Origin of the sequence: Gemmatimonas sp., assembly GCF_031426495.1 — a bacterium.
Lineage (GTDB): Bacteria > Gemmatimonadota > Gemmatimonadetes > Gemmatimonadales > Gemmatimonadaceae > Gemmatimonas.
This window is the reverse complement of sequence record NZ_JANPLK010000003.1, coordinates 58,796-71,176: the sequence shown is the minus strand read 5'-3', so window position 1 is coordinate 71,176 and position 12,381 is coordinate 58,796. Positions and strand designations below refer to the sequence as shown.

9 protein-coding genes are annotated in these 12,381 nt (G+C 62.8%); 3 read left to right on the top strand and 6 right to left on the bottom strand.

Going from position 1 to position 12,381, the window contains the following annotated elements; genetic code table 11:
• Positions 1–136: 136 nt before the first annotated feature.
• From RMP10_RS02070 to coxB, 4 genes are read right to left on the bottom strand one after another with little or no spacing between them, the layout of a single operon-like run.
• Positions 137–481: a cytochrome C oxidase subunit IV family protein gene (locus tag RMP10_RS02070; protein ID WP_310568822.1), complete on the bottom strand. Its 345-nt coding sequence runs from the start codon at positions 479–481 to the stop codon at positions 137–139.
• Between the two features lie 7 nt (positions 482–488).
• A complete protein-coding gene (locus RMP10_RS02065; RefSeq protein WP_310568821.1) occupies positions 489–1,184 on the bottom strand; it encodes a cytochrome c oxidase subunit 3 in 696 nt (231 codons plus the stop codon).
• Position 1,185: 1 nt separating this feature from the next.
• Positions 1,186–3,069: a cytochrome c oxidase subunit I gene (ctaD, locus tag RMP10_RS02060; RefSeq protein WP_309670528.1), complete on the bottom strand. Its 1,884-nt coding sequence runs from the start codon at positions 3,067–3,069 to the stop codon at positions 1,186–1,188.
• 29 nt (positions 3,070–3,098) lie between these two features.
• Positions 3,099–4,421, bottom strand: a complete 1,323-nt coding sequence (coxB, locus tag RMP10_RS02055; RefSeq protein WP_310568820.1) for a cytochrome c oxidase subunit II — start codon at positions 4,419–4,421, stop codon at positions 3,099–3,101.
• 189 nt (positions 4,422–4,610) lie between these two features.
• Between coxB and RMP10_RS02050 the strand changes: the two genes are divergently transcribed.
• Together RMP10_RS02050 and RMP10_RS02045 are read left to right on the top strand one after the other, a co-directional pair.
• The gene (locus RMP10_RS02050) at positions 4,611–5,933 is read left to right on the top strand and encodes an ABC transporter substrate-binding protein (protein WP_310568819.1); all 1,323 of its coding nucleotides are present in this window, start codon (positions 4,611–4,613) and stop codon (positions 5,931–5,933) included.
• Positions 5,933–7,645 (top strand): methyl-accepting chemotaxis protein, encoded by a 1,713-nt coding sequence (locus RMP10_RS02045; RefSeq protein WP_310568818.1) that lies wholly within the window; start codon positions 5,933–5,935, stop codon positions 7,643–7,645. The genes RMP10_RS02050 and RMP10_RS02045 overlap by 1 nt, the downstream gene beginning before the upstream one ends.
• A gap of 1,559 nt (positions 7,646–9,204) precedes the next feature.
• Here RMP10_RS02045 and RMP10_RS02040 read toward each other — a convergent pair.
• Positions 9,205–10,353: a saccharopine dehydrogenase C-terminal domain-containing protein gene (locus RMP10_RS02040; protein WP_310568817.1), complete on the bottom strand. Its 1,149-nt coding sequence runs from the start codon at positions 10,351–10,353 to the stop codon at positions 9,205–9,207.
• Positions 10,354–10,392: 39 nt separating this feature from the next.
• Here RMP10_RS02040 and RMP10_RS02035 point away from each other — a divergent pair, with 39 nt between their 5' ends.
• Positions 10,393–10,872: a CoA-binding protein gene (locus tag RMP10_RS02035; protein WP_310568816.1), complete on the top strand. Its 480-nt coding sequence runs from the start codon at positions 10,393–10,395 to the stop codon at positions 10,870–10,872.
• Between the two features lie 17 nt (positions 10,873–10,889).
• Here the strand turns inward: RMP10_RS02035 and RMP10_RS02030 are convergent, their stop codons facing one another.
• Entirely contained in the window at positions 10,890–12,365 is a 1,476-nt protein-coding gene (locus tag RMP10_RS02030) for a diguanylate cyclase (RefSeq protein WP_309670534.1), read from the bottom strand.
• Between the last annotated feature and the right edge of the window lie 16 nt (positions 12,366–12,381).

Here is a 12,381-nt window from a genome sequence, read left to right as displayed (position 1 = left end):
GGAATTTACACTGCAGCGGATGCGCCAGCGGATGCATGAGCGGATGCGCCAGCGGGCGGAGGAGAACCGAACGTGGCCAGACACCAGCTCAACGCTGACGACTGGCCACGGGTTCTCGCGACGGACGACTCAGCGATTAGCTGAGCAGGCCAAGTCGCAGCACGAGCTTGGAGAACAGGAACAGCAGTCCAATCAGCGTGAGACCGGCCACGATCAACGGGCCGGTGAACAGCGAGCGGAACAGCTTGTGATCGTACTTGAGGTGCATGTAGTACATCACGACGATGTAGAACTTCACCGCCGACATGATCAGCATGCTGGGCACGTACACCCAGCTTTCTTCCCACGCCTTGATGTAGTACGCCGAGACTTCGACCGCGGTGATCACCGTGAGAATCACGGCGATCTTCCAGTACGTCGTCCAGGTTGGATGGTGCGCTTCGTCGTGGGCGTGGCCAGCAGCCGGGGAATGGTCAGCCATCACCGCCTCACTTGATCAGGTAGATGAGCGTGAAGATCGCGATCCACACCACGTCGACGAAGTGCCAGTACAGCGCACAGATGTCGACGAGCAGCGCATCCGACGGCTTGAGTCCACGCTTGTAATCGATCGCGAGCAACGTGAAGAGCCACAGCACGCCGGCGGTCACGTGCGCGCCGTGGAAGCCGGTCAGCGTGAAGAAGCTCGAGCCGAACAGGTTCGTTCGCATCGTGAGTCCTTCATGAATGAACGACGTGAACTCGTAGGCCTGACAGCCAAGGAAACCGATACCCAGGAGGCAGGTCGCCCACAGCCACGTTTTCGACGAACCGAGAATGCGGTCCCACGTGGTGTGCTTGGGAAGGTCGCGATTCTGCACCGCGGCCAGCGCAAGCACCATCGCCAGCGACGACATCAGCAGCACGAATGTCGAGGCCGACGTGACCGGGATGTTGAGGATCGCCGGGAACACCTTGCCCGTGGTCGGACTCGTCCACGCTTCGTGCGGGAACGGGCCTTCGGGGCTGCGTCCCTTGTAGATCAGGTACGTCGAGATCAACGACGCGAAGAGCATGCATTCGGAACCGATGAAGGTCCAAATGGCGACTTTACGGTTGTCGAGCCCCAACGAGGTGTAATGGCCGCCGCCGTGCGCGTGGCCGTCGCCGTGCGCGGCGGTCGTAGGTGCCGTAGTGGCGGTCATCTTAGTGGTGATCCTCGAGCGGCGTGAGCAGCCAATTGTAGAGCGAGCCAATCCAGAGCGCCGTACCAGCCAGCATCACGGCCACTGCGGTGGGAACGCTCGCGTCCATGAACAGGAGCCCACCAAACATCACGATCAGTCCGAAGGCGGTGACCAGCGGCCAGATCGAGGGATTCGGCATGATGATGCCGAGTTCCTGCGATGTCGGGATATGCCGGCCCTTCTCCTCTTCGTACGTCGTCTCGTGCACGAGCTTCTCACCACCCTTCATGTTCCACAGCGGGTAGCGCGACTTCACCTGCGGCAGTTCGGCGAAGTTGTAGTCGGGCGGCGGCGACGGAATCGTCCACTCGAGCGTCGCGGCACCCCACGGGTTGCTCGACGCCATCCGTCCACTGCGCCAGCTGCTCCACACGTTGATCAGGCCGAACAGCGTGCCGATCATCAGGATGAGCGTACCACCGGTCGACATCGCGTTGAACAAGTCGAAGCCCTGGCCTGCATCGTATTGATAGATACGACGCGGCATGCCGAGCAGACCGCTGAAGTGCATCGGGAAGAACGTGAGGTTCATGCCGACGAACGAAATCCAGAAATGCCAGTTACCCAGCTTCTCCGACAGGAAACGGCCGGTGATCTTCGGGAAGTAGTAGTACATGCCGGCGAACAAACCGAACACCGAGCCACCGAACAACACGTAGTGGAAGTGTGCCACCACGAAGTACGTGTCCGTCTGCTGGAGGTCGGCCGGGGGCGACGAGTGCATCACACCCGAGATACCGCCCACCGTGAACATCCCCACCAGCGCGATCGCGAACTTCATGGCGACCGTGAACTGGATCTGGCCGCCCCACATCGTGGCCATCCAATTGAAGATCTTCACGCCGGTCGGAATCGCGATCAGCATCGTGGTGAGTGAGAACACCGCGTCGGCGATCGGGCCCATACCCACCGAGAACATATGGTGCGCCCAGACGCCGAAGCCGAGGAAGCCGATCAGGATGCCCGAGTACACCATCACGGGATAACCGAACAGCGGCTTGCGCGAGAACGTGGGGAGCACTTCGGACACGAGACCGAAGGCCGGAAGAATCAGGATGTACACCTCGGGGTGACCGAACACCCAGAAGAGGTGCTGCCAGAGCAGCGGGTCAGCGCCCTTGGCAATCGTATAGAAGTTCGTGCCGAAGAACCGGTCGAACTGCAGGAACACGAGCGCCACGGTGATCACCGGGAAGGCGAGCACCACCAGGAACTGCACGACGAACGACATCCACGTGAAGATCGGCATGCGCATGAGCGTCATCCCGGGCGCCCGCATGTTGATGATCGTCGTGATGAAGTTGAAACCGGCTGCCAGCGAGGAGATACCGAGGATCTGCAAACCGATCACCCAGAAATCCATGTTGTGCTGCGGCGAGTACGCCTTCGTGCTCAGCGGCGCGTAGCCGAACCAACCACCATTCGGCGCCATCGACCAGAAGATGGGCAGGGTGATGAAAATGCCGCCCAACAAGTAGATCCAGTACGAGAACGCGTTGAGTCGCGGGAAGGCGACGTCACGCGCGCCGATCTGTAGCGGGATCAAAAAATTGAAGAACGCCGCCGAGAGAGGCATGACGGCGAGGAAGATCATCGTCGTGCCGTGCATCGTGAACAGCTGATTGTACATCTCGGCCGAAATGAGCTTTCCATTCGGCGTCGCCAGCTGAGCGCGCAGAATCGCGGCCTCGAGGCCGCCGACGACGAAGAAGATCAGGCCGGTGATCAGATAGAGCGCCCCGATGCGCTTGTGGTCTACCGTAGTAAGCCAGGACCACACGCCCGTGGTCGACGGAATGGGCTTGGCTTCGGTGTACGGGGGCGCGGCAGCGATGGTTGCCATCGGTGTCGTTGGTCAGCGGTGACGGTGACTTACTTCAGGGCCTGGAGGTACGCGACGATGTCCGCGACCTCCGCGTCGGTCAAACCGCCGACGTTGACCACCATCTTGGTTTTCGGATCCGTCACACCCTTGCCGAGCGAGGGCATGATGGAGCCGGGCTTCATGTGCGGCGCACTCTTGATCCAGTACGACAGATGCTTCGTGTCGTTCGGATAGAGCCCACCGGCGATCGTGTGCCGCGACCCCACATGCGTGAGATTCGGACCCACGTTTGCCATGTTCATCGGCGTGCCGGCGATCGCGTGGCAACCGATGCAGCTCGACTTGCTATACAGCTGGCGGCCACGCTCCGCATCACCCTTGCCAAGCAACGATGCGTCGAAGCTGATCAGAGTCGTGAGCGGTGTTTTGGGAATCGTGAAGGCAAACTCTTTTTCGATCCGCTCCTTCGGAAACACCCACATCGGCACGGGCGCAGACTTCGCGGTCGTGTCGGCAGCGACCGCGGGCGTGACCGCCGATACCTGCAGCAGCGGCGTGCTGCCCGCTCCGGCCGGAACAGGAGCGACGGCCGGCACGGTCGTGGCAGCGCCGACGTCGGCGGTGGCCAGCGGGAAGCTCGCCGGCTGCTTCTGATGCGCGGCCCACTGCCCGAACTCGTCGGCCGTGACCGTGAACACCCGGAACCGCATGTTGGCGTGCGACGGACCGCAAAACTCAGCACAGAAACCGTTCCACGCCTTCGAACCAAGGTCCTTGTTCGGCGTGAACCAGAGGTAGTTGGTGCGATTCGAAATCAAGTCGCGCTTGCCACCCATCTGCGGAATCCAGAAGGAGTGCAACACGTCGACGGTCTTGAGCTGAAAGTTGACCGTGCGGCCATTCGGCAGATACAGCTCGTTCGCGGTCGTGATGCCGTACTGCGGGTAGCGGAACTCCCACCACCACTGGTGCCCGATCACCTCGACCTGCAGCGCCTCGGGCGCCGCTTTCGCCTGCGTCTTGAAGATCGTGCGGACCGTCGGAATCGCGATGAAGATCAGGATGACGGCAGGAATCGCCGTCCAGGTGATCTCGAGCGCGGTATTGCCGTGCACCTGCTTGGGAACTCCGCCATCCGGACGACGGCGGAACTTGAAGATGGTATAGACCAGAGCAGCTTCGACACCAATGAAGACCAGCGTGCCCCAGAAGAGCAGCTTGTCCCACAGTGCATCGATCGCTGCGTTGTAGTCCGAATTCGGGTTGAACGTCGAATTCGGATACTCGCCGCCGCACGCTGCAAGCCCTAAGGCCAGAGCGCCCAGCAGCGCGACGGATGCCAGCCGTCGCGGGCGGAACGTGCCAACCATGCCGGTTCCTGAGTGAGTAGAGAGCCTCGTGTGACGCGCGGTCGCGCAGAGACGACGAGGGCCGTTGTAGACAGCCTTGCGAAGCTAAACCGACGTTTCCGGCTGCCGCAAGCAAATCGGAACATCATGGCCATACTTCCCCAGTTTTCCTGATTTGAAGTAACTCTCTTTGCGAATTTTTGACGGTTTTTGAGTCCGAATCTGGTCCGAACGCCGCGCGTTGGACGGCCGCTCGGGGACGCCGTCACCGTGCGGCCGGCGGCCACGCCCGCCCTCGACACCGCACCGTTTCCGCACCCGACTCCAGATCGTCTATTGCTCGTGATCCAGATCCGACGTGCCACCATGCCCCGCGCCGCTTCCGCGGCACTCGCGTTCCTGCTGCTCCTGCCGGCCTGTCGCGCCTCGGACAGCCCCCAAGGGGGCACCGGCGACGGCACCTTCCTGATCGGCGTCGGGGCCATCCCCGGCAGCCCGGGATACGATGAAGTCGTGCGAGGGGTCGATCTGGCCGTCGAACGTCTGAACTCCGCCTCCTCCCTCCGGTTCCGAAGCCGTCCCCCGAAGGTCGGCTCGGCCGGCGCCGTCCAGGTCGCCCAGCAACTGACGGGAGATCCCGGCGTCATCGCCGTCGTCGGTCACCCGGAAAGCGGCAACACGATCGAGGCCCTTCCGGTCTATGCCGACGCCGAACATTCCGGCGCCAACGGCGTCGTCGCCATCTCCCCCACGGCCTCGTCGCCGCAACTGAGTGGCAAAAGCCCGTGGTTCTTTCGCGTAGCGCCGAGCGACAATGACGCCGCGCACGTCACCGCGCAGTGGGCGTTCGACTCACTCGGCGCCAGACGCGCCGCGATCATCTATCGCAATGACTCGTATGGACGCGACTGGGCGAGCACCTTCTCCCAGACGTTCACCCGGAGCGGCGCCAGCGTGATCGCCCGCGAGCCCTATCTGAATGGCGTCACCGAGTGGGATGCCTATGCCCAGCTCCTCTCGACGATGCACCCCGACGTGGTGCTCTTCCCCGGCGATGCGGTCGATGCGCTGGCCTTCATTCGCGCCCTGAAAGCACACGGGGTCACTGCGCCGTTCATCGGCGGCGACGGCACCGAACAGATCAATCGGCACGCGGAGGCCGTCGGTGCGCGGTATGTGGCGTTCTTCCGCGCCGATCGAGCGACGAGTCCTGAAGCGCTCTGGTTCCTGTCGCGCTACCGCGAGCGCTTCAAGCAAGACCCCGACATGTTCGCCGCACTGTCGTACGACGCTGCAATCGTCATGGGACGCACGATCATCAGCGGGGCGCGCACGCGCGCGGCACTGCGCCTGGCGCTCGAGAGAATCGGCAATGGTGCCCCCTCCGTTGACGGCGTGGCCGGACGGATCGCGTTCGAACGCAATCACGACATCAAGGGACGCAGCGTCGTCATTGTTCGCGTGGATCGCGTGCGCGGCAACGCCGACACGGCCGCGGACAGCACCGACGCACCAGATGGAGGAACGCGCTGATGGCCGTCATCCGGCTCGCGACCATTCGCGTCCGATTGATCGTCGGCTTCGGCACGTCGATTGGCCTGCTCCTGCTCGCTGGGCTGTTGGGGTGGTACGGCCTCAAGCGAAGCAACAGCGAAGCGGAAGCCACCGTGCGCGCACTCGCCGACCGATCCGAGTTCACCGAGCAGGCGACCACGACCGTGCTTCGCGAGCTCGTGGCAGGACTACGCTATCTCACGAGCCGTTCGCCCGAAGACGAAGCCCAGTACGTCGCACTCGTGGCCGAAGCCGGAAAACTGCGCCGGGCCGCCCTCGATCAGGGCATCCTGCGCGCGGACGAACGCCAGCGACTTGAAGCCATTGGCACGCTGCAGGCCGCGATGGAAGTGCGGATTGCCGTCACCCACGCCTGGCAGGTGGTCGGCAACGAAGGAAACGCGCAACGCGTGCTGCAGCAGACCAGTCGTGACATGCAGGCGATCGAGTCCGAGCTGCAGGCGCTGCGTCGGGCCGCGCGCACCGGTGCCGAAGATTCGATGGAGCGTATGCGCGATGGCCTCTGGAGAGCGGAGCTGTTGCTCGCCATCGTCGTCGCGTCCGCCTTCGGGGTGGCAGCCTTCTTCGGGCTCTCCACCGCGCGCGCCGTGACCGCTCCGCTGGTGCGACTGCGCGACGAGATGATGGCGATCGGCGCTGGTGACCTGCGTGATCCCGACGTCGACCTGCGGCGCTCCGGCGTGGCGCGCGAGTACGCCGAACTGATCGATGCCATGCAGCAGGCGCGAGAGCGACTCCGCCGCTTGCTGTCACGCGTACAGGACGAAGCCGATCAAGTCACGCTCGCGGCAGGCGAACTCAGTGCGTCCGCGTCGTCAGCCGCGGCGTCGTCGCAGCATGTCACCACCGCGGTCATGGATATTTCGCACGGCGCCACGGTGCAGTTGAGCGCGCTCAACACCGCCAGCCACACGGTGAAGCAGCTCGCGGAGGCCGGCGCCACGATCGGTGAAGCGGCCGAGGAGACGGATCGTGTGGGCCGTGACATTCGCAACACCACCAACAACACGCGCGATCAGGTACAGCTGGCCATCGACACGCTGCTCGGCGCGCGCGAAGTCGTCACGGCATCCCGCGCCGAAATGGTCTCGCTGAAAGATGCGACGAGTGATATCGACGACTTCGTGAGCGTGATCTCCGAGATCGCCACGCAAACCAACTTGCTTGCCCTCAACGCCGCGATCGAAGCGGCGCGTGCGGGCAGTGCCGGACGTGGCTTTGCCGTGGTCGCGCAGGAAGTGCGCGCGCTGGCCGAGCAGAGTGCGAACGCGGCCAACGAGGTCACGGAGAACGTGAAGCGCATCCGCGCACGCATTGCCAGCGCGTCGAGCGCGGTGGACTCCGGTGCCACGCGCCTCAAGGACGTGGAAACCGTGGCCGAGGGCGTGGGCGAGGCACTGTCGCGCATCGAGCATGCGGTCGCGCAGGTCGAAGGCGCGGCGTCACGCGTGTCCACGGCGGTGAATGCCAACCGTCAGTCGTTGGGCGCGGTGCAGAAATCGCTCACCAGCGCCCGCGATACGGCGGAAGGTCATGCAGCCGCGGCAGAACAGGTCGCGGCCAGCACCGAACAGACCTCCGCCTCCGCGCAGGAAGTGTCCGCCACTGCCGAGATGCTGCAGACGGCGTCACTTCGCGTACGCGGGTTGATCGGCGAGTTCAGGACGTGAGTTCGGCGGCCGCTCTGCCGCTTCCGCGCTTGCCATAGGTGCTGGTCGACTCGAAGGCACGTGAAGAGTTGGCGAACAACGTCGTGACAGGGGATGGTCGATTCACACTTATGTGTTCTAGCGCGATTGGTCGCAAGTCGCCGCCGTAGCTCATCCGGTGCACTGCCTCCACCGTAGTCTCCGCTCCGAATTCACGGCACGTGCCCCGCTCGCACATTTTGATCGTTCCATGTTCCATGCTCACTCTGAAGTTCGGGCAAGTCGAGCGTCTAAGAAAATGGTTTAAGCTCACGATCGATTCACGGGTAACTAATGAACACGCGAGCCAGACGGACGATAGTCGTCGGATTGTTCGCACTTGCGGTCGCTGCTTGCGACCAATCGAGTGAAAGTTTGACTACAACCGCACCAAGTCAGCCTAGGTATCTGTTTGACGACGACTGGATAAGCGGCAACTGCTGGGGAGGCACTTGCCAGCCTGTCTCTAGCGGCGGAAGCTATGGTTCGTTGTACAGCCAAATTCAGGCAGAATCAAGCAGATTGATTGGCCTGTCGACAAAACCTCTTTGTCAAAATATCGGAACCGCAATGTGGCGAATGCTAACACGTGGGCAATATTTTGTTCGAATTGAAGGACCCGCGAACGTAAATGGCACTATGGCAGCTGGGGAATACCAACCGCTAGACGGACCGTTTGTCCCGAATCCGCCAGGCGCCACAGACAATTCACGAAACGGGTCAATCTGGTTCGCGCGCGGTCGGTTCCTCGTCGCGAAGGATGGATCTTACAGCGATACTATCGATACAATCAGACACGAGACTGGACATACGCTTCTTGATCTATCGCTTGATCCGTCTGGGTACACTCTGGTTATGGATGCCGGTCAAGGTGGATCGATTACAGCTCAACAACTGGCGGTGCAGTGCAGATAATCTGCAAGCCGACTCCTTCGAAAGTGGCCCTCTTGCGCACGATCAGTTTTACGTTGTTTTTATGCGCACTCTGCATTCGTACCGCGAGCGCACAGTCTTCAGGCACTTCTTCATCAGGTGTCGATACTTCGCAACTTGCTGATGCCGCGCTGAAAGGAGTCGGCATACGTATACGAATTGCCTCGGGGCTGGAGTCGGGGAGAGTTATCGTAGTCTTGGACAGCGCGTTTGTGGACGGGAAGAAGCGCGTCGAGACTGAAGCGTTGTTGCAGCGTGCTGCGGTAGCGAGGAGTGCGTCTGCAACGCCTGTGCACTACAGGGTTGCGCTACAATCGTTTGAATCTCTAACCGATAGTACAGCGAAGGTGATTGTCACACTTGCTACCCGCGCTACTGCCGGTTGTGACAACAAAACATTTGCGGTGCTACTCGTGAAGCGAGCCGGAGCATGGAGATCAAATTTGATTGTGGAGGTTGTTGCAGTTGGCTGCAAGAATAGCCGTTAGCGGTGCGTGGAGCTGTCGGGTATTCCGCTACTAAGCCTTTAACCACGTGCTGCGTGGGCGCCACGAACACGTCGCCCCCGTGCGCCTTGGGGTCGACGCGCTCGAGATGCTCCCACAGAGTCAGGCAGCTACGGTGAGTTCGACCACCATCACACCACGCTCGGCGAGCATCGCGAAATAGCGTTCCGCCGGGATGCATTCGTCCGGAGTGTGCACGCCGGCGGAAATGGCACCGCTGGCCTGCAGCTGCCCGGTAATCGACAGCGTGTAGCCCGTCGTACGCATCATGGCGGAGATGCCGTGTTCCGCATCGTACCGGTCGAGCACTTCCCACGCCCGCGTGCCGGACACGCCGTCTTTGGTACCGCGCACGACCACGCGCAGCGCCACGAGGTCGGGCTTGCCCTTGCGCAGCTTCTCTCCGGCGACGCGCACGAACACGTCGCGGGGCACGACCTGCTGCCCCTTCACGTCCACCGCCTCGTTGCCAAGTAGGCCGAGATCACGGATGGCTGCCATGACGCGCGCGTGTCCCGGATAGCGCAGCGTCTTGTACTCCATGGTGGGAATCACGCCGGCATAGCGGTACACCATCGTGGACAGACCACCGGCCGTATGAAACGCCTCGAGTTCACCGACCGGCTCGGCGAACGGCACCGATTCGAGTTCGGAGAGCGCGGTCACGTGCGCCGGCTGTCCGTTCCGCACCACCAGTGACTCGGTCGTGTAGTAGTCCACCATGCCTTCGATGGAATAGGCGATCTGATAGCCCAGCGGTGGCTCAGGCGTTTGCGGCAAGCCCCCCACGAACAGCTTCACGCTTTCCACGGTGTCGAACTGATCGATGCCGTGCTGGGCGATCACATTCACCATGCCCGGGGCGAGACCTGTGTCGGGGATCACACTGATCCCCTTGGCTTTCGCGGCGGCGTCGAGCTTCTTCTGTTCCTGAACGATTTCCGTGTTGCCGCCGAGGTCGGCGAAGTGCACACCCATCTCGACGGCGATCGCGGCGAGCGGTGCATTGAAGTAGTACGGGATGGCGCTCATCACCGCGTCGCAGCGGGAGAAGAGCGCGCGCACGGCATCGGCATCACGGACATCGAGCGCGATGGCTTCCAGGCGCGGGCCGGCGAAGGGCGCGAGAAACGCGGGAAGGGTGCCGACGCGAACATCGGCCAGCACGACCTGCGTGACCGAGGGATTGTTCAGCAGATCGTACGTACACGCGGTGCCTTGCAGCCCCGCGCCGAGTACCAGCATGCGCATGTGGGTGGCTCCAGCAATTTCTAGAGAGGGGGAGTGTCTATGGATCACAAGCTAACGCCTCCGGCGGCCGGGCGGACCGAAGCGCCCGAGTGGCATTCGCATCTGCTCGAGCACAGCGCACAACTCGCCGAGGTGTTCTCGTCCGTTCAGCGGATCGCCGTGATCGGCATCAAGCCGGAGATCGTCGGCGGGCCGGCGTACTACGTGCCGGAGTATCTGCAGACCGCAGGATTCGAGATAATCCCGGTGCCGGTGTACTTCCCGGACATCACGGCGATTCTGGGCGTACCGGTGCAGCGATCACTCAGTACGGTGATACCGCCCGCCGACATGGTGCTGCTGTTCCGCCGGTCGGGCGATGTGGCGCAGCATGTCGACGAGATGCTCGCCGCCAAGCCGCGCGTGGTGTGGATGCAGCAAGGCATTCATGACGCCGATGTAGCCGAAACGCTCGCCAAGGCCGGCATCGACGTGGTACAGGACAAGTGCGCGATGGTCGAGCACCGCCACGCGCGGTAATGAGTGGGACGGACGACCTACTGCCGCACGCGATTGCGGCCGTCGGCCTTGGCCCGATACAGCGCGGCGTCCGCCCTCGACAACAAGTCTTCCACGCTTTCGATGCGGGCGGCGGGAAAGACGGCTACACCGACGCTGGCCGTGAGCTTGAGCGGCGGATGCTCCCCACCTCGCGCGAATTCGTACTCGTCGACCGCTGCGCGGATGCGCTCCGCGAACGCCACGGCTCCGGCTTCGTCCGTTTCTGGCAGCAGCACCAGAAATTCTTCGCCGCCATAGCGCGCCACGATGTCGCTACCGCGGATCGTGTCGAGCAACAGCTGACCGACGTCACGCAGGACGTCGTCACCGACGAGGTGCCCGTACGTGTCGTTCACCTTCTTGAAGTGATCGAGGTCGATCATGAGCAGCGCCATCGTGGAGTCGTAGCGGAGCGCACGCTCCATCTCCGCCGTGATGCGCTCGGTGAGCGCGCGGCGGTTCAACAACTGCGTGAGCGGATCGGTCTGCGCAAGCTGTTCCAGTCGCGCGTTGTCGGCCATGGTGCTCTCGACCATTTGCGCGCGCTGGATGACCGCGACGGCAGCGGTGATCACGGCCTGCGCGAACTCGAGATCGTGCGGCCCGAAACGGTCCTGATCGCGGGTACGGCGCACGAGAAACACGCCGTACTGGCCCCGGTCGACGGTGAACGGCAGGGCGATCACCGAGCGGATGGGCACTTCGATACCTTCGATACCCCACACATGCCGTACGCCCTCGTACAGCGGATGCGTGTCGAGATCTTCCACCAGCACCGGCTGTCCCGACTCGAGCGCCGCTTTCAGTTCCGGATAGCGATCGAGCTGAATGCTGAGATGCTGCAGTCCCGGGTTCTCGAACGCCGCCACCACCACGGCCTGCGAGTCGCCCGGTCTTGCCAGCACCACCGAGCAGTGCGACACACCCAGCGCGCGCGCCGCTCGACGCACCAGCAGGTGAAAGAGTTCGGTGACCGACAGGTCGCCGGTGACTTCGTGCAGAATGTCCACCAGCTTCCGACGACTGTCGGCATCCTGCTGGGCGCGCACCAACGCTTCTTCCGTGCGCGCGAGCGCCATGCGGGTGGAGCGGAGCATGGCCCCCGTGCGCAGCTGCGCCTGCACGCGCGCCAACAACTCCTTCGGCCGATACGGCTTGCGGATGAAATCGGCCGCACCCAATCCCAACGACCGCACCGACGCTTCCTCCGGCGGTTGCGCGGACAGCATGAGCACCGGCAAATCACGCCAGCGCTCTTCGCTCTTGATGCGCTCGAGCAGCTGACATCCATCGGCATCCGGCATCAGGATGTCGAGGAGCAGCAGATCGGGCGCGCGCTTCTCGAGCTGTTCGAGACAGGCCATCCCGCCATTGGCGGGAATCACCTCGTACCCGTTCTCCTGCAACAGCCAGGTGACGGATTCGAGGACGGCCACATCGTCGTCAGCGACGAGAATTCGGGAAATGGGCATCAGCCGTCGCGATCAG

Coding starts and splice junctions, on each gene's coding strand:
- RMP10_RS02070 (WP_310568822.1), bottom strand. CDS start 481: ATGGCTGACCATTCCCCGGCTGCTGGCCACGCCCACGACGAAGCGCAC.
- RMP10_RS02065 (WP_310568821.1), bottom strand. CDS start 1,184: ATGACCGCCACTACGGCACCTACGACCGCCGCGCACGGCGACGGCCAC.
- ctaD (WP_309670528.1), bottom strand. CDS start 3,069: ATGGCAACCATCGCTGCCGCGCCCCCGTACACCGAAGCCAAGCCCATT.
- coxB (WP_310568820.1), bottom strand. CDS start 4,421: ATGGTTGGCACGTTCCGCCCGCGACGGCTGGCATCCGTCGCGCTGCTG.
- RMP10_RS02045 (WP_310568818.1), top strand. CDS start 5,933: ATGGCCGTCATCCGGCTCGCGACCATTCGCGTCCGATTGATCGTCGGC.
- RMP10_RS02040 (WP_310568817.1), bottom strand. CDS start 10,353: ATGCGCATGCTGGTACTCGGCGCGGGGCTGCAAGGCACCGCGTGTACG.
- RMP10_RS02035 (WP_310568816.1), top strand. CDS start 10,393: ATGGATCACAAGCTAACGCCTCCGGCGGCCGGGCGGACCGAAGCGCCC.
- RMP10_RS02030 (WP_309670534.1), bottom strand. CDS start 12,365: ATGCCCATTTCCCGAATTCTCGTCGCTGACGACGATGTGGCCGTCCTC.